Annotated in this window: 14 protein-coding genes and 2 pseudogenes; 11 read left to right on the top strand and 5 right to left on the bottom strand. The window is 59.5% G+C overall.

Going from position 1 to position 21836, the window contains the following annotated elements; all coding sequences use genetic code 11:
- Nucleotides 1-40: 40 nt before the first annotated feature.
- The 5 genes and pseudogenes from K3F49_RS32175 to K3F49_RS32150 form a co-directional block, all read right to left on the bottom strand.
- Nucleotides 41-1438, bottom strand: a complete 1398-nt coding sequence (locus tag K3F49_RS32175; protein ID WP_346657371.1) for a HipA domain-containing protein — start codon at nucleotides 1436-1438, stop codon at nucleotides 41-43.
- A gap of 527 nt (nucleotides 1439-1965) precedes the next feature.
- Nucleotides 1966-3773 (bottom strand): annotated as a pseudogene (locus K3F49_RS32170) (amino acid adenylation domain-containing protein).
- Nucleotides 3774-3846: 73 nt separating this feature from the next.
- Complete coding sequence (locus tag K3F49_RS32160; protein ID WP_234684918.1) at nucleotides 3847-4173, bottom strand: hypothetical protein; 327 nt, start codon at nucleotides 4171-4173, stop codon at nucleotides 3847-3849.
- A 21-nt stretch (nucleotides 4174-4194) separates the two neighbouring features.
- Nucleotides 4195-4632: a condensation domain-containing protein gene (locus K3F49_RS32155; protein ID WP_234684917.1), complete on the bottom strand. Its 438-nt coding sequence runs from the start codon at nucleotides 4630-4632 to the stop codon at nucleotides 4195-4197.
- A 48-nt stretch (nucleotides 4633-4680) separates the two neighbouring features.
- A complete protein-coding gene (locus tag K3F49_RS32150) occupies nucleotides 4681-5661 on the bottom strand; it encodes a metallopeptidase domain-containing protein (RefSeq protein ID WP_234684916.1) in 981 nt (326 codons plus the stop codon).
- A gap of 1182 nt (nucleotides 5662-6843) precedes the next feature.
- Here K3F49_RS32150 and K3F49_RS32145 point away from each other — a divergent pair.
- The 11 genes and pseudogenes from K3F49_RS32145 to K3F49_RS32095 all read left to right on the top strand — a co-directional run bounded on the left by K3F49_RS32145 (nucleotide 6844) and on the right by K3F49_RS32095 (nucleotide 21595).
- A complete protein-coding gene (locus K3F49_RS32145) occupies nucleotides 6844-7782 on the top strand; it encodes a class I SAM-dependent methyltransferase (RefSeq protein ID WP_234684915.1) in 939 nt (312 codons plus the stop codon).
- A gap of 1340 nt (nucleotides 7783-9122) precedes the next feature.
- Nucleotides 9123-10598, top strand: coding sequence for an acetyl-CoA carboxylase biotin carboxylase subunit (locus K3F49_RS32140; RefSeq protein ID WP_234684914.1), 1476 nt, complete (start codon nucleotides 9123-9125; stop codon nucleotides 10596-10598).
- Nucleotide 10599: 1 nt separating this feature from the next.
- Complete coding sequence (locus K3F49_RS39490) at nucleotides 10600-11103, top strand: biotin/lipoyl-containing protein (RefSeq protein WP_234684913.1); 504 nt, start codon at nucleotides 10600-10602, stop codon at nucleotides 11101-11103.
- 1 nt (nucleotide 11104) lies between these two features.
- Nucleotides 11105-12712, top strand: coding sequence for an acyl-CoA carboxylase subunit beta (locus K3F49_RS32130; protein WP_234684912.1), 1608 nt, complete (start codon nucleotides 11105-11107; stop codon nucleotides 12710-12712).
- Nucleotides 12713-13162: 450 nt separating this feature from the next.
- Nucleotides 13163-14683: a class I adenylate-forming enzyme family protein gene (locus tag K3F49_RS32125; RefSeq protein WP_234685069.1), complete on the top strand. Its 1521-nt coding sequence runs from the start codon at nucleotides 13163-13165 to the stop codon at nucleotides 14681-14683.
- A 455-nt stretch (nucleotides 14684-15138) separates the two neighbouring features.
- Nucleotides 15139-16461 carry a lysine N(6)-hydroxylase/L-ornithine N(5)-oxygenase family protein gene (locus tag K3F49_RS32120; protein WP_234684911.1) on the top strand — a complete coding sequence of 441 codons (1323 nt, stop codon included), beginning with the start codon at nucleotides 15139-15141 and terminating at the stop codon, nucleotides 16459-16461.
- Nucleotides 16458-17711 (top strand): MFS transporter, encoded by a 1254-nt coding sequence (locus K3F49_RS32115; RefSeq protein WP_234684910.1) that lies wholly within the window; start codon nucleotides 16458-16460, stop codon nucleotides 17709-17711. Before K3F49_RS32120 ends, K3F49_RS32115 begins: the two co-directional genes overlap by 4 nt.
- Before the next feature lie 21 nt (nucleotides 17712-17732).
- The gene (locus K3F49_RS32110; RefSeq protein WP_234684909.1) at nucleotides 17733-18512 is read left to right on the top strand and encodes a phytanoyl-CoA dioxygenase family protein; all 780 of its coding nucleotides are present in this window, start codon (nucleotides 17733-17735) and stop codon (nucleotides 18510-18512) included.
- A gap of 26 nt (nucleotides 18513-18538) precedes the next feature.
- Entirely contained in the window at nucleotides 18539-18868 is a 330-nt protein-coding gene (locus tag K3F49_RS32105) for a cupin domain-containing protein (RefSeq protein WP_234684908.1), read from the top strand.
- A 1-nt stretch (nucleotide 18869) separates the two neighbouring features.
- Nucleotides 18870-20453: pseudogene (locus K3F49_RS32100) on the top strand (class I tRNA ligase family protein).
- 11 nt (nucleotides 20454-20464) lie between these two features.
- Nucleotides 20465-21595, top strand: a complete 1131-nt coding sequence (locus tag K3F49_RS32095; protein ID WP_234684907.1) for an aminotransferase-like domain-containing protein — start codon at nucleotides 20465-20467, stop codon at nucleotides 21593-21595.
- Nucleotides 21596-21836 lie beyond the last annotated feature (241 nt).

The raw sequence follows: 21836 nt of genomic DNA, 5'->3' as shown, positions 1-21836 counted from the left end.
GACGTAGGTAGATATCAACGAGCCACAAGTGTATGAAGGCTCATGCGAACGCGCCGCATCGCTCGGCGACGATCGCCTTGACGCGCTCCTCTATGGACTTGGCGCCTTCGCCGTCCCGCGCCATTTCTGGCAGCGAGATGGCGCCCGCGGCTTTGCGCGTCGCCGCCGTGACGCTCGCCATAGCCTCTTCCGCACGCGCGATGGGAAGCTCGATCGTGCGGGAGAGCGTCAGAAAATCACGCGGCGTGAGCCGTTCGTCCTTCCCGCTCAGCTTTAGCGCCATGCGATCGCTGGCGAGGCCGGGAAAGACCCGCGTGGTGACGGCATCATAGAGTGGCGCGAACCGGACGCTTTCAAATTGTCGCGCGCCGGGCGCGGCGCCCCTCAGCCGCGCCAGGTTTTTGAGGTGCATGTCCCCGTCGGCTATCAACCACGCGAACAGTGCGCGCCGGAATAGAATATCGAGATCGTCGGCGGGATCGGTGGACAGCGGTCGAAGCCCGCGCGCCACGCGCTCGATGGTGCCGTCGTACTTGGCCGACGCGGGCAGGTCGAGCACCGAGCAAAAGTCCTCGAGCGCAAGGCGGCGCTTGTCAGCCTCATCTCGCCTGATGTCGAACCGCTCGACGACGAGCGCGGGCGCCATGCCGTCGGGCATGCCGACGAGCGCCGCGTCGGGAACGACGAACCCCGCTGCGCGACCGAGCTCCAGGCATATCCATTCGACGATTGGCAGCGCCTCGAAGCCGGCCGTCCCGGCGGGCTTGAGGATGTGAGTGAACGGCGCGTCGATCGCCGCGATCAGCGCGCCGTCGGACGTCAGGCACATCGGCGCCTTGATCTGCACGCCGGATAGACGAGGCGTTTCCGCGCGCTCAAATAGTTGCGCGAGATTCTCCTCGAAGCTCTGCTCCAGCTCACCCCTCGACGGGCCGACATAGCGTCCGATGAATTGCCCGCGCTTGGCAAACTTCGCGAGCGGCGCCTGCAGGACGTCGAGCGGCAGAGCGTCTAGCTCCTTCTTGGTGGCAACGACCGCGATGTTCGACGTGAACCGCTTGCCGCGCCGAATGGCGTCGCGATTATCGCGCTCGTGAAGAACCTGGGCGAGCCAGCCTGCCGGCAAGAGGGACTCCACAAAGGCTGGCAGCCTGCCGGGCGCCGTCTGGCGGACGAGCGGCGGCGCCGTATTTGCCGCAGCCTTCCAGCGCCATTCGAAGCCGTCATGCGTCAGGCGGCCGAGGGGCTCGCCATGCCAGGCCACGATCCGCTCAAGCGCCGCCTTGTTCGCAGCGGCCTTGCCGAGCGCCGGGCGTGTCGTCAGGTAGCGCTCGGCGCCCTCGCCCTCGCGATACCATCCGTTCTCGCGAGCCAAAGCCCAGAGCGCGTCCGCCGCCGCTTGTGGTGATCCAAACTCCTCGACCAGCCGCGCGGCCATGTCCGCGCGAAGCTCGTCGGTGATCGCGCTGGCGTGCTCGCTTCGGAGGCGGAAAGCTTCCAGGAACCGGTGGCGCGGCGACGACACCTCGATCCTGATCTCGCCCTGATCGTCGCCTACGATCGCAGGCGCTGTCGACGGATGTGCCGGCGCCTCGTTCTGGACGATTTCGAGAGTGCGAATCCTGGTGTGCTGATTGCGACGTCCGCTGAGGAAAAGCCGACCGTCAGAGGTTGGCCGCAGGAGTGCAGCCGAGGCGGACGAGAGATAAGCGGCCGGGTAGAGATAATGTGCGATGCGCACGGCGTGGGCCAAGACCGCCGTGTCGACATCGGCATTGGCTTGGGCATAGACCCCGCGGACGAGCTGAATGAGCTCGCCTGCCGACGCCTGGACATGGGCGCGTCGCCTGTCAATGGTCTCACCGACCAGGAGGATCGTCACAGACTTGCCCGCATTTCAGATGCGCGAAAGTCAGGGCCGCTTCGAACCGGTCGGTTCAGGCGAGCAGCCGTATTCGATCGGCCTCAAGCCGCGCCAGTCGATCCCGCAGACTCGTCCTGCGCCAGCGCGATCAGCGGCAGCATCTGCGGCGTGATCGCCGCACTCTGTTCGGTGATCAGGTTGGCCGGGACCGCCACTTCCTGATGACTGCCCAGGCTTGCCGCCAGATCGGCCAGCACGGGCCTTGCGAACAGGGTGCGCACCTCCACCCCCAGCGACAACTGCCGCAGACGCGTAATCAACTGCACCGCCAACAGCGAGTGGCCGCCGAGCTCGAAGAAGTGGTCGTGGCGTCCGACCCGCTCGACGCCGAGCAGCTCGGCCCAGATCTGCGCGAGCGCGGTCTCGATCTCGCCCTGCGGGGCTGAGTAGCTGGCCCTCGCAAAGGCCTCATCGTCCGGAGCTGGCAGCGCGTTGCGGTCGAGCTTGCCGTTCGGCGTCAGCGGCAGCGCCGCGACCCGCACGAGCGCCGACGGCACCATATAGTCCGGCAGCCGCGCACTGAGGTGCCTGCGCAGCGTGGCGGCCAGATCGGCCTCGGCCCCGTGCTCCGCCGGAACGACATAGCCAACCAGGCGCGGCTCGCCACGACCATCCTGTTGCGCCACCACCACCGCCTCGCGCACCAGCGGGTGCTCGGCCAGCCGCGCGGCGATCTCGCCCGGCTCGATCCGGAAGCCGCGGATCTTGACCTGATCATCATTGCGGCCCAGGAACTGCAGATTGCCGTCCGGCAGATAGCGCGCCAAGTCGCCAGTCCGGTACATCCGCGCGCCGGCCTCGCCGCTGAACGGATCGGCCACGAACCGCTCCGCGGTCAGCTCGGGCCGGTTCAGATAGCCGCGGGCAACGCCGGCGCCGCCGATATGGATCTCCCCCACCGCCCCGAACGGAACGGGCGCGGCATCACCGTCCAGCAGGTAGATCCGCGTGTTGGCGATCGGCCGGCCGATCGGCAGCCGACCGGCTGTCTCGTCGATCGCGGTGATCTCGCAGACCGTCGCAAAGGTCGATGTCTCGGTTGCGCCATAGCAGTGCAACAGACGTTGCGGCCTACACCGGCGCAACACCCGTGCGACCGCCGCCACATCGACTGCGCCGCCGCCAACCAATAGCAATCGCAAACTCGCGAGCACCGGTGCCAAATGATCGGCGCTCCGGTTGAACAGTCCGGCTGTCAAATGCAGCACGGTGACGCTGTTCTGCTGAACCAGCTCGCACAGGATGTCCGGCTGCAGAACGGCAGTGCATGGAACGACAATCAGGCGCCCACCGTGGAGCAATGGCGCCCAGACTTCCAGCGTACTGATACTAAAGGCGGGATTGCCCACCCACGCTACCCGATCACTCCAGCTAAACTCCGCATATCCATTGTTGATGACAAGCCGGTTGACGGCACGATGAGGAACAGCAACCGCCTTGGGAACGCCAGTCGACCCCGACGTGTACATCACGTAAGCGGTGGCCTCGGCGGCCAATGTCAAGCCTGGATCGGCATCACATCCCTCTCCAGCGATGATTGGCTCAATGGCTTGAACAGGAATGGCAGCCTCGACCTCGCCGTCACTGTCAGTTGCCGTGAGCACCAGACGCACAGCACAATCGATCATCATCCAGCTCTGTCGCCCGGATGGAAGCCCCGATCGATCGGTACGTAGACCGCGCCTGCCTTCAGAATGGCCAGTTGCGCTACGACAAGAGCGATGGAGCGATCCAACACTGTCGCGACGCGATCCGCCGGCTTGAGTCCAAGCCCAATGAGATGATGAGCGAGCCGATTCGCTCGCCTGTTGAGCTCGCCATAACTTAAGTCCGTCTCCGCATCGACCACCGCTACCGCATGCGGCGCTTTCCGGACCTCGGTCTCGAACAGTTCATGGATGCACTTATGCGACGGATAGGGCTCAGCTGTTCGGTTCAGTTCCTCCAAGAGGTAGGTGCTCTTCACCTGACAACAGCGCAAGCCGTCCCAGCGGCTGCCCTGTATCGGCCATCACGGCGTGCAAGAGATTGTTCAGATGCGTCATCATCCGCTCGATTTGCGTGGACGCCAGCCGACTTGCATCAAAGTGCCATCGAAAGCTTCCATCGAGCACGCGGATTTCTAACGTCAGCAAATCACCACATGGAGCCGCGTCCGAACTGGCGCGCGAAGCCAGATCTCCAGCAGCGGGAGAGCCGATGTCGCTGATGGTGATGCCAATCGGCCAGGGTCGGCAGGACCGTAACATCCCGATCTCCCGCAACGCCGGTCAGCGCGCGATCAGATCGCAGGCAAAACTATCGTGCGCTCTCAGAACGGCGCATTCGGCTGCAACAACCCCGTGCAGCTGCGCAAAGTCATGAGCAAGATCAATTGCCACCTCCATTGGCACGACGGATGCGACCAGCGCCTCACCCGCCTTCAGGCCCACTTGCGGCCGCTTGGGTGCGGGCTCCCAGCCGAGTTGAAGCTCAGATTCACCTGTGATGCGGGCAAGATAGATCAGGAACGCAGCTAGTACGCACTCCGTGCGATCGATCGGCAGCAATTCGACCAAAGCATCAGGAGACAGCCAAGCAGTCGATTGCCGTCGCGGCGACACCTCTTGTGAAGACGATGCAAAGGGAAGCTGCAATGACTTGAACCGCTCAAGTCGCTGTCGCCAAAAGCTCTCCCGAGGCGCCAACATTTCATGGGCAACTGTCATGCGGGCGCACCTTGTCGTCGCTTAGAAATAGCATTGCGAAAACTCCGGCTAGCGCACCTTCACGCCGACAACGTAGCGGTCCTCGCGTTTGGCTTTGATCGAAAGACTGAACGGCAACGTCGGGTCATCGAGGATTGATCCTGAGGAAAACGGCGCTTCGAACAATTCCCCGTAGTTGAAGTTCGCCGTCGTTTTGGCCGGCACGATTCTCACCGGGCTCTGTCCAGTCGGGATGACGGCATCAACGCTATAGACAAGGACACCGTCGCCGGTGGTTGTGCCATCGTGTCCTCGAATCGGCTGTGCAAGTTCGATCGCGTACACTTTCGATGGATTCAACGCACCGTCGGCTGGTACCACAATCATCGATGTTCCTGTGCTGCCTGGCAATGGTGTGAGGACAGTCTCACGCTCACCGTGCGCCAGGTACGCCTTGCGCTCGTCTGCAAGCCAGCCAAGTTTGTGGCGATGCCAGCCGATCAGCGAAGTCCCCCGAAAGATATCGCACATGATGTCCCAGGAGCCGGTCGTAAATCGCAATGGCTCGAAGTTATAGAGATCAGGCAACCCGAGGGTGTGGCACACCTCATGACACAGGTTCATGTGGGTGTTGGTATAGCTGTCCTTGCCGAAGGTCACGCCCCAACGAACCGGCCCCGTTGGAGTCACAGGTGCATTGATCGGCGTGGCGATAAAAGTTGGTGAAATAGCAATCCCGTCGGTCTTCGCGCCAACGACAAGCAACAGGGGGTGGGTTCGGACATCGAGTTCTGGGAAAAGTGCTGCGGCGTCTGAGATATAGTCCTTCTGCTGCTGGAAGGTAAAAGGTTTGTTGGCGCCGGTGTAGCTGGTGGAGGGCTTCGGCATGCGTCGCCAGCCAGGAATTCTGGCAATCTCGAAAGTGAGGCGCCCGTACGACTGGTCCCTAAACCATTTCTCGGCCCTACCGTGTCCGGTGAGAAGATCGGCTATCCCTTCCGTGCCGCCGACATCGCCGGGTGCGTCAGCGAAGTCCACAAACACCATCATGGCTCTCAGCGCCCCAATAGCTGGGTGGCTTCGAGGGTCCGTCTCACCTTCGCTCAAATAGGTATTCCACTTTCGGTCAAGAACCGGGATTCGGTCTGGCCCGGCGAATCGCGCCGGGCCTCCGGACATCACCGGAAGCCACGCTGAAACTCCAAGGGCTAACACATTACGACGCGTGATCTCTGACATGCTTGTCTCGAAGTCGCCTCCAGTCCGGGCCTGACATCGCCCAGACTTCATTTTGAACCTGTCGAAGGGTAGAGCGTCATCATGAGCACGCTGTTCTGTGCAGCGCGGACGCGAGATTTGTCCGATCTCTCGCGATGAAGCTGCAACAAGCTGAGTGCCTGTGCGAGGAGGGATTATAGAAGTGAACCGAGCTCACGCTCCTCCCAATTATGGTAGGGAGCTGCGATCCGGCTTCCGATATTCTTCCATTTGGACCGATAAAACTTCTCATAACCGAAACCGCCGCAGCGGGTGGAGAATGACGGGTCGGTTCGAAGAACGGCGAGACGCTCTCAGAGCTCCCGTGGGTCTTCGCCCAGGCGGGAAGGAAGATGAGAGGTAAAGACCGGAGGGCGATCATGACTACAGTATTGGCAGGTCACGTGCGCGCGGGGGGAATCTGATATCTCGCTGAATGGTCTGGATGCGAGCGAGGTCAAGTCCCTACAAGATGGCAGCGATGGCCTTACTTCGAGCGGTTGCGAAGGGAAGATCGCGGCCACCATTGTAGAGATCGTCTCTACGGTCCGATTGGTCCATGACATCGCCATGCGCTTGAGCTGTTCGCGCATCCGGCTCCTCGACATATAGAGAGACCTAGGCGGAGGGCGCGCCTGGTGGAACGACTATTGCAGTGGGCGTTATGTCGAGAAGATGCTCGCAGCCCCGAGCCTGCCCCAGCATCTTGGAAAGCGTCCTTCTGCGCAGCTTGTCGCCACGGATTGGCCATCGCTCTACGTCTTCACCCCGCCTCAATGTGCAGGGTCAGCATCAATGCGACGAGCTGCAGGCCTCACGGAGGGAGAATGACTGGCTCATCTTTCAAGGAATTGGGATTAGGCAGAACGCAAAGCACCGTGAGGTTCATAGATCGGCCAACATCTGCAATAAGAGAGTACCGGTCGAGGCAAGAGCCTCGGGCTTATGTGCAAATTGAAATGTGGAGACGTGGGGTTGCGAACAGATTTTTCGCGTATCAATCAGGATAAAGCTGCCTTCGATGACATCTATGCTTCGGATGATCCAAGAGCGTATTTCTCCGTCCTGGGAGGCCTGGATTACATGATCCCGGATGTGGCTGAGCCGATCGTGCGTCAGATTCTGGCAGCGAAAGCTTCGGCAACCAGCGTTAAGCCGATCGTGCTTGATGTCGGCTGTTCATATGGCATCAACGCGGCGGTGCATCGGTTTCCACTGACCTTCGGCGGCTTGCGTCACCGCTATGCCCGACGCGAGATGAGGGCGATCAGTTCCGAAACACTGGTGCGTCTCGATCGCAATTTCTATTCGGCCTGGCCTGACGTTGGACTTGCGCGATTTATCGGTCTCGATGTATCAGCACCGGCCGTCAGTTATGCAACGGGCGTTGGTCTCCTTGAGCAAGGTATTGTCGCCGACCTTGAAAAGGAACCGCTTTCGACCGAGAGCGCGCGTATTCTCCGCTCCATCGATGTCATCATGTCAACGGGCTGCATCGGCTACGTCACCGAGAAGACGTTCAGCAAAATTCTCGATGCGACAGAGAAACGTCCATGGATCATCTCTTTCGTGCTGCGGATGTTTCCTTTTGATTCCTTGGCTGCGACGTTCGCGAAGCGTGGTCTTGTGACGGAACGTCTTGCTGGCGCGACATTTATTCAGCGTCGATTTCGCGACGCTGAGGAATTTGAAAGGACTTTGGCCACGTTGGCGGCTCTGGGCATCGATGCGACCGGACTGGAATCGGAAGGTCTGTTCCACGCCGATCTGATCTTGTCCCGCCCTGAATCGGATGCTCGCGCCGCTCCCCTGGACGACATTGTCACCGTCGCCAGCGGTCGAGGTCGGCCAATCGGGCCGCGTTACGTTCACGTTGGAGGCCACGAGGGTTTGCAGGTCGCACTCGAGCCTTAACGTTCGTGTTTGCGAGGATAGCCGCGCGTGCGCCCCGGAACGGCGCACCGAAGTGGATCATGCTCCCGTCCTTTCGAGGTTGGAGCATGATGAGGCCTGACTGTGCGGCTGCGACAAGCGTTTCCGCCGTGCACGGCGGTACCGGGTCCGGGCGGTAGGCGCGCATCGAGCAGCGCGCGAGGAGACTGGCCTGCACCCTGTCCAGGCCTCGCTGTAATCCCCGGGCACATTTTGCGATTGAGGCGTATGGCGCGCCCCAAGACGCCTTCATTCGCCTGGCGCCTGCGATGGCGCTCTCGCTCTGCATATCCCATGAGAACGCGATAACAGCGAGTGCGGACCGCCTCGAGCATTGGGCGGGCAGCTCTGTTCGGCACAGGCCCTTCTGGCAGCGTGACGGTTTCGACCTATTCTCGCGAGCGGCTCTCAAGGGGCTTGAATCGCACGTAACGTGAGTTTGTATCATCATACGGGTAAGGCGGCGGACCACGTTCGACCGTCGGTCAGTTCCTGGCGCATGATGAGAATAGTGAACCTCACAGACTCTAGAACCTGCATCGCGACACTCTGTTCTGATGCCCGTGCACTCCCCACACGGCCAAGCGGTCCCACGCCTGGACCGCCGGTCCAGCGGTCGCTCGGGTGAACCGGGCACCTGAAATCGGAGCGCCGCATTCTCGCATCACGGCGGGGCTTGAACGCAAGCTCGCCCATCGCACGATTTCCGATGCGAGGACGCAACATCGGAAGCATGCCAACCGCTCATGCAGCTAAAAACGACGTCGGCGTCTCTTACGCGCTGGTGTCGTTTTCGACAGCATGAACAAGATCATAGATCACACCGACAGAGGATAGAAGTGAACCACAAGCAGCGAACCAACGGGTCGTCGCGCCCCACAGCGCGTCACTATACAATCGCTCTTTTTGGCGTTGCGATGACGACAGCTCTGTGCTGCGCAAGTGCAGGTGCGCGAGATCGGCCGGTCCCAGCGGAGGCGCGACAGGCGTGCACACCGGATGCGTTTCGCCTCTGCGGCGCCCACATACCTGATGAGGACGCCGTCGCGGCCTGTCTCAAAGCCAATATCCACCGGTTGAGCGCGCCATGTCGCCAAATCATCTCAGTTCGGGATGCTGCCACAGGAAATGGCGGCCCGAGATGAGGTATGCGCGACCGCTGGTTTCGCTTGATCGTGTTCGTGCCGCGACATGTGTGCGTGCCGCCGCCTTAGACCGATCCGATCAACGGTTGTGACACGTGACGCCGGGCTGACAGGACGATCGTCGCGCCCAAGCCCAACGTCTGTGGTCGGGCACACCAAGCAGCGGAAGGTACGGACATGCACGAACTGCCTTTTGATACCGTTCTGATCGCCAATAGGGGGGAGATCGCCGTTCGTATCATCAAGACCCTTCGCAAGCTGGGGCTTCGTTCTGCGATCGTCTACCACGACATTGATGCCCGCACGCTTGCGGTCTCTATGGCCGATGCAGCCATCGCGATCGACGGTCGTACGCCGATTGCGGCCTATCTCGACATCCCGCAGATTATCGCCGCCGCCCGAAAAGCGAACGCTGGTGCACTGCATCCAGGTTATGGATTTCTGTCGGAGAACGCGGAGTTCGCCAGGGCCGTTACGAGTGCCGGCATCACGTTCATCGGACCTGCTCCCGAAAGCATCGAACTGATGGGTGACAAAATCCGGGCTCGGAACTTCGTACAGCGGCACGGGTTTCCAGTCGCTCCTTGCGCCATCGAGGAAGATGATCCAACGACTTTTGTGCGCAGAGCGCGAGCCATGAGCCCCCCTTTGGTCGTAAAGCCTTCCGCGGCCGGTGGCGGCAAGGGCATGCAGATTGTGCGCGACACCGGCGCCCTGGAGGACGCAATTGCGCAGGCGCGCAGCGAGGCGCAGCGCTACTTCGGAGATGGCCGGCTTTATGTCGAACGATATATCGAAAGCCCTCGCCATATCGAAGTCCAGGTGCTCGGCGACGCCTTCGGAAACGTTACCCATCTGTTCGAGCGCGAGTGCTCGATCCAGCGTCGGTTCCAGAAGGTCATCGAAGAGGCGCCCGCGCCGGGGCTGTCGTCGGAGTTACGTCAACGGATCTGCGATGCCGCCGTCGGCATCGCCCGTGCAGCCAACTATCACAGTGCAGGCACTGTCGAATTCATCCTTGGCGGAGGAGAGTTCCATTTTCTGGAAATGAACACACGTTTGCAAGTTGAGCATCCCGTGACCGAGATGATCACCGGCGTCGATCTTGTTGCCGAACAGATCCACATCGCCGCGCGCCGCCCACTGAGATTGGCGCAGTCCGACATTGTGCCGAGCGGACATGCGATCGAAGCCAGGTTGTGTGCAGAAGCGCCGGAGCGCGGATACGCTCCAACAACAGGTAAGGTCCTTGTGCTCGAATATCCCAACGGCGACGGTATACGTATCGACAGTGGCCTTTCGCAAGGTCAGAAGATCACGACAGCATTCGACCCCCTGCTCGCCAAGATCATCGTGCATTCCCCATCCCGTATCGAGACTGCGCAAAAGGCGCATCGCGCGATGCGGAACTTGGTGCTTCTCGGTTGCGCAACCAACGGAAGCTTCCTTGCCCGAATCCTCGCGGACGACGGATTTCTGCATGGACAAATTCACACGGGTTATCTTGAGGAACATCCGCATATCGCCGCAGGCGACCCCCGGGCCGACTTATCGGCCTTCTTGGTAGCAGGCGCCCTCCTGACCGGACCGGTCCGCGAATCGGCAGATGCCGTGTCCGACCTTCACGCGGCGCTGGGCAGTTGGAGAAACTAACGTGAATCACTCTTTTGAGGTCGATGGCGTCGAATACCAGCTATGGCTGTCACGCTGCCGAGAGGACTACCGTCTCTGCTTGCATGACAGGGTGATTGCCCCGGTCGCGTTCTCCCATCGCGGTGACGGCTGCGGTGTTGTTGTTATTGCGGGTGAAAGCTGGCCCGTCAGGTTCGCCATTGATGGCGAAACCATTCACGTGCACATGAGTGGCGAAACGCGCAGTTTGCATTACCGGGACCCATTGCGAACGCTTGCCACGTCGAAGCAGGAGATAAGCCAAGCGGTCGCTCGCGCGCCAATGCCGGGCGTCGTCATTGTCGCCCGGGTTTCGCCTGGTCAGGCCGTTTTTGCCGGGACGGCCCTGATGACGATCGAGAGCATGAAGTTGGAGACCGTCATACGTTCGCCGCAAGATGGCATTGTCGAGCGAATTCACTTCAAGGAGGGCGAGAGCTTTGAACAGGATGCTGTACTGGTTACGCTCCTCAAGGAGCGGTCCTGAAATGCAGCAGCTCTCGTCTCTGGTGGATGTCAATTCGGAAGACTATCGGCTCAACGAAGTTCATAACAGGCGACTTGCAAAAGAATTGGAGGAGCGTCAGCATGCCGCCCGCTTCGCGCGTCCGGTACGGGATCTTGAGCGTCTCAAGCGGCAAAACAAGCTGTTTGTGCGTGATCGGATCGAGGCTTTGCTTGACCCAGAAACCCCGTTCCTCGAGCTTTCGACGCTGGCGGCTAACAAAGCCTATGATGGTGGGGTGCCCGGCGCCGCTCAGGTCGTCGGAATCGGCATTGTCGCGGGTCGAGAGGTCGTCATCCACGCAGATGACGCTAGCGTCAAGGGCGGGGCGTGGTATCCGCTATCGGTCAAGAAGATCGTGCGGGCCTTGGACATCGCGATCGAGAATCGCCTGCCGGTCGTTCATTTGTGCGACTGTGCCGGCGGCTTCTTGCCCTTACAGGCGGAGTTCTTTGCTGATCGCTATCACGCGGGTCGAATCCTTCGCAATCAGTCCATTCTTTCAAAGATGGGAGTACCGCAGGTCGGTATAGCCATGGGCCATTGCAGTGCCGGCGGCGCATACGTCCCGGCGCTTAGCGACTACAACATCATTGTTGAGGGCACAGGAGCGATCTTTCTGGGCGGTCCTCCGGTCGTCAAAGCTGCCACCGGTGCTGAGATTTCCGCCGAAGAACTCGGCGGCGCTCACTTGCATACCAGCGTATCGGGGACGAGCGACTATCTTGCAAGTTCGGAGCTGCATGCGATTGCAATTGCCCGAGATATTGTCGCTCGCTTCAGTGATCCTGTAAAAGCCCCGATCAACCGGGCCGCTCCGGAGCCGCCCGCCTATAGTCCATCCGAACTGTACGGTATTGTTCCGAGGGATCCTCGGACGCAATTCGACATGCGGGAGATCATCGCCCGTCTGGTTGATGGCAGCCGGTTCCACGAATATAAGTCAAATTATGGCGAGACTCTTGTGTGCGGCTTCGCGCGTCTGCATGGCTATCAGGTTGGTATTCTCGCAAACAACGGTGTGCTCTTGAGCGAAAGCGCACTGAAAGGCGCTCACTTCATCCAACTGTGCGACAAGTCGCGAACGCCTCTACTCTTTTTGCAGAATACCACCGGCTTTATGGTGGGCCGCGACTACGAACGGCGTGGCATAACCAAGGACGGCGCCAAGTTGATCATGGCCGTCTCCGGGGCGTCTGTGCCAAAATTTACAATCGTCTGTAACGCCTCCCACGGAGCTGGAACCTACGCGATGGCCGGCCGGGCCTTCGATCCGCGTTTTGTGTTCACTTGGCCGCAGTCTCAGATTTCGGCGATGGGCGCCGAGCAGGCAGCGGGCGTGCTCACACATGTCAAGGCAAGGCAGCTGGCCCGTCACGACGGGCACCTCTCCAGGGAGGAGTTGGCAGCCATTCGCCAGCCGATCTTGGAAGAATATCGGGAGCGGTCGAGCGCGTACTATGCGACATCCGAGTTGTGGGATGACGGCATTCTTGATCCGATCGATACCAGAAACGCGCTAGCAATCGTTCTGAGTGCCTCGCTCAACAGCCCAATCACCTCGCCGCACTACGGCGTACTCCGAATGTGACGGTGACAGCGAAGGCCGCGCACGGGGCGAGATGCTCTGCTCCAGATGTCCCCGTCATCGTAAGGGTCACCTATCCCATCCCCACAAATAGCTAATCCGCTTGCGGATCTTGAAGGGAACACCGAATCGCCGCGGGTTCATTGAGACTTGAAACTCACGCGACGTCAGGTCGTAGGCTCAAAAAGAGAGCATGACGATACTGCACCATGCAAGCCGCACCGGCTAAACACTGCAGTCCCGTCATTTCGTCTCGCCGCCAGTGCAGAAGCCGCGGTCTACGTGACGTCGCCACAAGATCAAACGACTAAGAGATCTTCGGTCGACCTGAGACGACGAGAATTTCAATCCACCCAATTTGATTGCGATTGCCATCTCCGTCACGACGATTGAGTGGCTCTATCTTCGAAAGCGTCGGCGGCAGCTAGCTCAAGTGAAACCGCGAACGACATGATGGATCTTCTTACACTGATTGAGCGCAACGCGGCGTTCGCTCCGGACAAGCCGGCGATCCGTTTCGAGGGCACGATCTGGAGCTACGACGTTTTCAACAGGCGCATCGAGCTGGTGGCGCGGGCCCTCAAAAGTCAGCTCGGCGTCGAAAAAGGTGATCGCGTTGCGATCCTGAGCCTCAATCGGCCTGACTATTTGGTGCTGCTGTATGCCTGCGCGCGACTTGGGGCAATACTCGTGCCGCTGAACTGGCGGTTGGCTGTAACCGAGCAGCTCTTCATCTTGTCTGACGCTGGCGCCAAAGTGCTGGTGCTCGAGCACGCTTTTGAGCCGCTTCTATCAGTTTTAGCGGAGAGGCTGCCGTCGACCGCCATCGTTGGTCTTGATTTCGCGCCGCGTTGCGGAAGCGGCTGGGATGAGTTGCTTGAAGGAGGTCGGGGCGATGGTCGCAATGCCCATGCTGACCTGTCCTGCCCGCTTCTGATTGTCTACACATCAGGCACGACGGGCCGGCCGAAAGGTGCCGTCCTGCGCCAGGAGGCCTTACTGTGGAACGGGGTGATGAGCCAGCACATGCACGGCCTCACCTCAGCTGATCACGTCTTGACCGTGTTGCCGCTGTTCCACGTCGGCGGCCTCAACATTCAGACCACACCAGCACTGCATCACGGCGCAACAATAACGATGCTCCCACGGTTTACGCCGGACGCATCACTTTCTGCATTTGACCGGGATCGACCTACGCTAACGGTGCTAGTACCGACCATGATTCAAGCGCTGATCGATCATCCCCGATGGCCGACGACCAACCTATCCTCGCTGAAGGCGATCTCCACGGGTTCAACCATGGTCCCGCAGCAGGTTATCGCAGGTATCGCAGCGCGCGGGATCTCGGCGCTGCAGGTTTATGGGTCTACGGAGACCAGTCCCATCGCGATCTACACAAAGCTCGGTGGCGATCTTGCCCGTGAGGGATCAACTGGCCTCCCCGGCCTATGCTGCGACGCGGCAATCATCAACGATGCTGGCGACCGATTGCCGGCAGGGACCTCAGGCGAGATCGCGGTGCGAGGCCCCAATGTGTTCTGCGAATACTGGGGCAATGGACAAGCAACCCGCGAGGCGCTGCGCAACGGTTGGTATCGCACGGGCGACATCGGACGTTGCGATGCGGACGGATATTTTTGGATCCTTGACCGAAAACCAAATCTGATCATTTCCGGCGGAGAGAACATTTATCCGGCGGAAGTGGAGCGTGTCCTCCTGGAGCACCCAGATGTTGCGGAATGCGCGGTCGTCGGACGGTCGGATCCGAGTTGGGGCGAGGTGCCGGTCGCCTATGTGATTCGGCGTTCGGGGGCTCAGATTGAACAACAAGCGCTGACGGCGCATGTGCAAGCGCAACTCGCCCGCTTCAAAGTGCCTCACGAGATTATCTTCACGAACGATTTGCCTCGAACGACGTTGGGTAAGATCGAGCATTTTATCCTGAAAGCAATTCAAGCGGGATCACGCCCCTAGGTGATCAGACGTTGGGTTAAGCCTATCTATCTTCGGCCTCCGTTGCCGCGCCGATATGGATAGGTTGCGAGCACGAGAGACAACTCGCAAAGGCGCCGCGCCCGATGAAATTGCCGAAACGCCTTTGCCGCGAACGGGTCAAGAAAGCTGGTCGTTGTCTGTGCATCTGCTGGCGGAGTGCGGCACGCAACCGCGCAGTCAGGCGAGTCTCGAATCGCACTTCTTCGGAGCAAGGGGATCAGCAGCCACAGCACCGCGCCATGCATCGTAAACTCTCCTGCGCGTTCGAATTCAGTTAGCCTTTCACGGCACCGATCCAGCTGAAGTCGGTATCCAGCTGGATCATCTGAAGGCGCTTGTATCGCACGTGACGTCAGGTTGTAGGCTGCCAATTCGAGTAGGCGATTTCCGTCGCCCTGCGGATAGGTTTTACACGAGCGTGAAAAGAGGCCTCTGTGGATTTGCTTGATGTCATTGGCATCGGGATCGGCCCGTTCAACCTCAGCCTGGCGGCACTGATTGAACCTACCCCGCTACGCGCGCTCTTTTTAGAGAAACGCGAGGGATTTTGTTGGCATCCGGGACTGGCGCTGCCGAACAGCCGGCTACAAGTGTCGCCACTTAAGGATTGCGTGACCCTGGTAGACCCTACCAGCCCCTATTCTTTCCTGAACTACCTAGCACTACAGGGGCGGCTCTACAGCTTCGTCAACAGACGCGACGCCTCAACCTCGCGGCGGGAATTTACCGACTATTACCAGTGGGTCGCACGCCGGCTCAAGACGCTCCGCTTTGGCGAAGAGGTGGTCGACATTGCGCCCTTCAGGGATGGCTACCGCGTCAACACGAGCTCAACCACATACCTCGCGCGCGCTGTGGTGATAGGAGTTGGCGTAGAGCCGAAAATTCCCGCGTGCGCTAGGCCCTTGATCGGCAACGCCGTCTATCATGCGGCCGACTATCTCGAGCGGGATCCACCTTACGTCGGCGAGCACGTGCTCGTGGTGGGAGGTGGTCAGAGCGGCGCTGAGATTGTTGAGCACATGCTGAGTCGTCCCGTAGCGGCCCGGATTACGTGGGTCACGTCGCGGACAAACCTGTTTGCAATGGACGACAACAGTTTCGTGAACGAGGCTTACATGCCGGGGTACAGCCGGCGTTTTCACGCTCTCCCGCTCCAGCAACGTCGTGCCATCGTGGAGCACGAGAAGCTGACAAGCGACGGCATTTCCGTCGAGTTGTGCAATCGCCTCTATGACATGTTGTACGAACGCGGCGTGGCGGGCACGCTGGATGACAGTTTTCGTTTGTTGTCCAGCGTGGTCCTAACGGACATCACGTCCCACAACAAACGTTGGCAAGTCGATCTGAATGGGATCGCAGCGCAGCAAAATCACAGCATCTTGGTTGATCGCATCGTGCTCGCCACAGGCTTCCAGCCGCATACCCCGCCCTTCTTGCAAACGCTCCTTCGCGGCGCGCGCATGGAGGATAGCCAGCCTGTCGTCGGCCCGGACTACGCGGTCCGGTTCGATCAGCACATGCCAGGGCCGGTATATTTGCAGAACCAAAGCCGCCTGCAGCATGGGCTGCAGAGCGTCAATTTATCACTGGTCGCATACCGCAGCAGCCTCATCATCAATAGCCTGCTCGGACAACCGTTCTATCTGGATACGTCAGATCGGCAGATCCTGGACGGTTATGACACTTCAGACATGCCCGAACCAGGCGGTCGGGATGCGATGCCGTCCACGCACCACATGGCCGCAATCACATGAGCCAAGCGTCGTTCTCCCCCCGACACGGCCGTCGTGTTGATGCTCCCGCTATAGCTGCGAACGAGCTATCTGTCAGGCTACATCACCGAGCTTTTGCACCATTTCTGGTCGCGTCGATTGTTATTGCAGCAGCTTACGGCACGAGCTTCCTGTTGCCGGACTACATGCAGACGCTCGGTAAGAGCAGTGAAACCGCAGGCTTTCTGATCTCCAGCGCCATGGTTGTGACGATCGTGTGCTGCTGCTCGGCAGGCTGGGTCGCGCAGCGCATCGGCATTATGCCCACAGTGGCCGCCGCCTCGATCACCATGGCGCTAGCCATGCTGCTCATTGCCGGCGCAGTCCTCGATGAGCGAGCAGCTTATGCTGGCAGCATGCTGATGGGCGCGGGATGGTCGGTGGCCTTCATCTTGTCGCCGTTGCAGATCATTCGCCATCTACGGCCCGCCGCACGTATCCAATACTTAACCATTTTGTCCGGCTCACAAATGGCCGGGCTCGGTTTAGCCACTCCACTCGGTCACTTCTTGGCAAACGTCACCGGCTCTTTGGCCATGGTCTATGTACTGTTCGCGATAGCATGCGTCATCGCGACCATCTGCGTAGAAATTGCACGACGTGCCATGTTGGGCCTGTCCGCAGTGCCGATGCCGCATATCGGAATCACGGTAACTGCGACCGTAGCGCTCGTTCGAAAATCCACAGCTGCCCCCATTGTTATGATTGCGATTGCCGCCTGCACTTTCTCGGGACTGTCGACGTATCAGAGCGCCTATGCCGCATCCCGTCACCTGAATTCCGATTCGTTCTTTTTGATCTTTACCGCGTCCAGCGTGGCGCTGCGCTTCTCTCTCGCCCACGTGATGGGCCGCCTGCCCGTACACCGACTTGCGCTCACGCTCTTCGCAGCTACTGGTGCGTCACTGGTCCTATTCATTGTCAATACCGGCAGCACCCCACTCTACATCGTGGCTACAGCAATTTTCGCGACAGGCTATGGACTCACCTACTCCACCCTCAACGCAATGGCCGTCAATCTTGCTATCGACCACGGGGTGTCCGTGCCCGTCACCTCACAAATCTTCACGCTGGCATATTTCCTCGGATTGTTCGGCTTTCCGTTGGTCGGCGGGCAGTTGATCCGCGGATTTGGTCTCGACGCGATGTTGCTGACGCTACTGGGCGCGACGGCCTTGAATGCGCTGCTGGTAGCTGCGCTTCGAGTGAAGGCTACAACTGGTTACCTGTAATTTTTGGAAAGGAGCTCGCCTATGCTGACCGAGTCGCAAAAAGTGAAATGGCAACAGGACGGATATCTCCGGCTCGAAGGCTTCTTCGATCCAGCCGCTCGCGACGGGATTTCCAATTTCGTGGACGACGTCGCGCGCTGGGATGTAAGCGCCGACAAATGGATGATGTGGTTCGAGAAGACGTCCGGCAATCGCAAGATTATCTCAAAGGTGGAGAACTTCCTGGATTACCATGACGCTCTGCGCGAGGCGCTGTTAGCCGACGGCCGCATTCGCAGGACTGTCGAGACGCTACTCGATGAGGACACGCGGATGCTAAAGGAGCTGCTGATCTTCAAGTATCCTGATAGCGGCGGCTACCGCCCGCACCAGGACATTTATCATATCCCACACAAGATACCGGAACGCATGGTGCATGCAGTGGCAGCCATTGCCATCGACGATTCGGAGCCTGACAACGGCGGTCTTTTCTTCACGCCAGGTCGCCACAAGGAGGGAGTGTTTCCAATGGATGCCGGTGGCGTGATCAATCCAGAGGTCGCCGAGACCTTCACATGGGAACCGGTGTCATGGAAAGCCGGGGATGTGTTTATTTTCGACGACTACGCCCCCCACTATTCACTGCCAAATAAGAGCGATCGCTCCCGCCGCGCGCTCTACCTGGTTTTCCAGCGCGCATCGACTGGAGGACCAACGCGTGCCGAGTATATGCGCATGAAGCGCGTCTACAACCCACCCGAAGGCAAGCTATCGGATGTGGAAAACCTGAACGCACCTAACGGCATATTCTATCGCGAGTGAGCGCCGATTTGGAAGGAAGGACTGTCGTGCACACCAAGCAGATCGATCATTCATTGATGCGAACAGAATATGGCGTGCTGGTCTGCCGTCTGTTGGAGCATCTTCCGGATGGTCTCAGCCCCGGGTTCGGCGCCTCAGTGGTCGAGGTCGCACCCGGCGGTGCGGTCGATCTGCACGATCACCACGAGCACGAACTGTGGGTGGTGATTTCCGGGCATGGAGAGTTCGAAGCTGACGGCCAGATGAGGCCGGTGAGCGAGACGACGTTGTGCTACATGCAACCATACCAGCAGCACACTATCCGTAACGTCAGTCAGGACAGCCCTCTCAAATTTCTATCTATTTGGTGGGATTGACATGCGGACCTATTTTGTCTGTCCCGCTCCCCCTTGCCCCAACGGCAAGCTACATCTCGGGCACGTCGGCGGCGTATACTTACTCGCCGACATGTTCACGCGCTTTCAGCGTATGGCCGGCCATCGCGCGTACTATATTACGGGTGCGGATGAGCACGGCACGTACACGCTGGTGAAAGCACGAAAACTCGGCCAACCAGTTAGCGACGTCGCACAGAAGCACATTCACGAGATCTTGCAGTGCTTGCGCGCGGTGCAAATCACGCCTGATGCGTTTGTGCGTACATCTAGCGAGATCCACAAAGAGAATGCGCTGGCGATTTTCCGCGAGTTGCAGGAGGCCGGCTATGTCGACGTGCGCGACGGTGTCCAGCTCTATTGCGAACACTGCGACGAATTCGTGGCCGACTCGCTGGCAGTTGGCACCTGTCCGGCATGCGATGCAACGACCGACAGCAATCTGTGCGAAAACTGTGGCCTAGCTGTCCAGCACGACACCCTACGCGACGCGCGGCACACCACGTGCGGCAGCACACTTGGGCTAAGGCCGATCAAGCAGGCCGTGTTTGATATGCCCCGGCTGGCTCAGGTGCTGGACAAAGCCATCGGACAAAGCACCTAGCCCGGGGTTATCCGCGACAAGGCGCGGACTTGGTTAGCCGGCGCCGTACATGGCTTGCCGATGTCGCGCCACTTCAGTCATGGCATCAAGCTAACACAGCCTGAACATTTGATTGGCCAAACCCTACTCACATGGTTTGAAGGCCTGTGGAGTTTCGACACTGGGATTCGCGAGCTATGCGACCGTGACAATCTGGACGCCCACTCTGCATTGCACGATCCGAACACCCAGCTTTTGTTTTTCATGGGCCAAGATAACCGTTTTTACTACACGGTAGGTGTGACAGGCACCCTGCTCGCGCGCGGCTACCCAATTCCCAAAAATCATTCCGTCCAGGACTTCTACAAGCTCGAGGGCGAAAAGTTCTCGACCAGTCGTGACCATGCCCTTTGGGCCGATGAAGTGACGCGAGAGGTGGACGCCAGTGTACTCCGCTACGCGCTGGCGCGCGTGGCCAAGCCATTCGATAGCAATAAGAACGACTTCGATGTTGACAGCCTGATCATGGCAGCGTCACGCCTTCGGATCTGGGAGGATGCGTTACGTCACTCAGCCAACAACGCACACACAGTGGACAACAAGCACCTCTGCCCCACTCTCCGCAGTCTGGTTCAGCGTTATGCCGATGCGATCGAGTCACTGCGTTTCTGGGATGCGCTTGATATCATCGACATGTACCTTGAGGCGGCCGACTTTGCGCGCGAGGCCAATGGTAAGTGGAATGCCGCGAAGATCTCATTGTTCCTGAGTCTGCTTTATCCCGTGGTACCTGAGCTGGCGATACGCTACGGTCAGCATTTCTTCGGCGCATCCTGGCAGCCGTCTCTCAAGACACCCGCTGCTGCAGCTGCGCTGCCGGGCGCAAGAGTGGACTTCCCGTATTTCAGTGCGGCGGTATCTGCGAACTTCATTGCAGCGTACAACACGCGTTTTCGCACAGAACAGGTGAGGCAATCTGTTTGAGAGACGAAACCATGACTTCGCGGGCCTCCAACCGCAGCGCTCTCGCTCAGGGCTTTGCGCCGTTCTCTTACTCAGGTGCGAAGCACGCCATCAATTTCGGTTACGGCCTGCCCGATCCGGTGATGTTTACAGAGCTGGCCTGGCCGGATGCATATAACCGGGATACCGGAGTCGCATCCGCCGATCTGCCGCAGTATACGGATGCGCTAGGTTTACCCGAGCTCCGTACCAAGCTCGCAGGGCGCTACGGTGTGCGCGATGACCAAGTTATCCTGACGGGTGGCGCTTCACAGGCATTGCAATTGATTGCCGACGCCTGGATCGACCCAGGCGATATCGTCCTGACCGAGGACCCATGCTATTTGGGCGCACTGCGAACGTTTTCGATCGTGGGTGCGAACATCCTCCAGCTCGGTATGTGCGCAGAAGGGGTCGATCTGAATGAACTCGAAGCAACGTTGCGTAGTCATACCCGCGTCAAGCTTTTCTATACGACGCCGGCATTTCATAACCCGACCGGGCGCCAGATGTCGCGCACCCATATGGCCCGGGTCGCAGCGCTGCTGGACCACTATGGCGTGGCGTTGGTACAGGATCTTGTGTATGCGGAGCTGCCCTATAACGGCACGGTTGATTGGTTGGCACCAGGCGGCAACGTGATCAACATCCATAGCGTCTCCAAGGTCGCCGGACCGGGGTTACGGGTAGGCTGGGTGCTTGCGGAGTCGGACATCATCAACCGGCTTGCACGGCTAAAATGCGATGGCGGCGTAAGCCCCATCGTCAGTAATATCGTTTTAGCGTTGTTGCAATCGGGCGCCATTGATGCGCACATTGCGCGCCTGCGCCAGCACTATCGTGCCAAGCGGGATATCCTGCATACGCTCTTGCAGTCCAGCCGATTTTGCGAGCCAGAGTATGTCGTACCAAGCGGTGGTTTCTCGTTTTGGGTGCGGTTGGCCGCTGGCATCGAGGTTGAAACTTTCATTGAGGCTGCACGTCGCGAGCACGCCGTTCATCTCATAAATGGTCGCAATTATGGCCCACGAAGTGGCGATCATGTACGCCTGTGTTTTAGCTATCTCCCCGCATCGCTCATCGAACAGGGCCTGGCGCGATTGGATACCTTGCACGCGACCTAACTAAGCTTCACACACATAACGTCGCCTGCTCCCGCACGGCTTCCAGCGCGATCTTTGCCTTCAGTGCCGCGTCGATCTTGCGTCTGGTCTTCGTCGTCATCATGGGCTCCGCCTATCAAACGTAGCGGCCCCTTCCAACGTAAGCGCTTAGCCGCGGCCCTATTGAGGCTGGCTTGACGTTTTGCGGAATCGCCACGGCATGAGGTCTTCGATTCTGCTATGGGGATGGCCGTCGATGATC

This window comes from Bradyrhizobium monzae (genome assembly GCF_021458635.1).
In the GTDB taxonomy this organism is placed as follows: Bacteria; Pseudomonadota; Alphaproteobacteria; order Rhizobiales; family Xanthobacteraceae; genus Bradyrhizobium.
The sequence above is the reverse complement of the archived record's forward strand: the minus strand, read 5'-3'. Positions and strand labels throughout refer to the sequence as shown.

What these genes read in the sequence shown, in the direction of transcription:
- K3F49_RS32155 (WP_234684917.1), bottom strand. Translation starts at nt 4,632, where the DNA reads ATGACAGTTGCCCATGAAATGTTGGCGCCTCGGGAGAGCTTTTGGCGA.
- K3F49_RS32140 (WP_234684914.1), top strand. Translation starts at nt 9,123, where the DNA reads ATGCACGAACTGCCTTTTGATACCGTTCTGATCGCCAATAGGGGGGAG.
- K3F49_RS32130 (WP_234684912.1), top strand. Translation starts at nt 11,105, where the DNA reads ATGCAGCAGCTCTCGTCTCTGGTGGATGTCAATTCGGAAGACTATCGG.
- K3F49_RS32150 (WP_234684916.1), bottom strand. Translation starts at nt 5,661, where the DNA reads ATGATGGTGTTTGTGGACTTCGCTGACGCACCCGGCGATGTCGGCGGC.
- K3F49_RS32125 (WP_234685069.1), top strand. Translation starts at nt 13,163, where the DNA reads ATGGATCTTCTTACACTGATTGAGCGCAACGCGGCGTTCGCTCCGGAC.
- K3F49_RS32160 (WP_234684918.1), bottom strand. Translation starts at nt 4,173, where the DNA reads ATGTTACGGTCCTGCCGACCCTGGCCGATTGGCATCACCATCAGCGAC.
- K3F49_RS32095 (WP_234684907.1), top strand. Translation starts at nt 20,465, where the DNA reads ATGACTTCGCGGGCCTCCAACCGCAGCGCTCTCGCTCAGGGCTTTGCG.
- K3F49_RS32175 (WP_346657371.1), bottom strand. Translation starts at nt 1,438, where the DNA reads ATGGCCGCGCGGCTGGTCGAGGAGTTTGGATCACCACAAGCGGCGGCG.
- K3F49_RS32110 (WP_234684909.1), top strand. Translation starts at nt 17,733, where the DNA reads ATGCTGACCGAGTCGCAAAAAGTGAAATGGCAACAGGACGGATATCTC.
- K3F49_RS32115 (WP_234684910.1), top strand. Translation starts at nt 16,458, where the DNA reads ATGAGCCAAGCGTCGTTCTCCCCCCGACACGGCCGTCGTGTTGATGCT.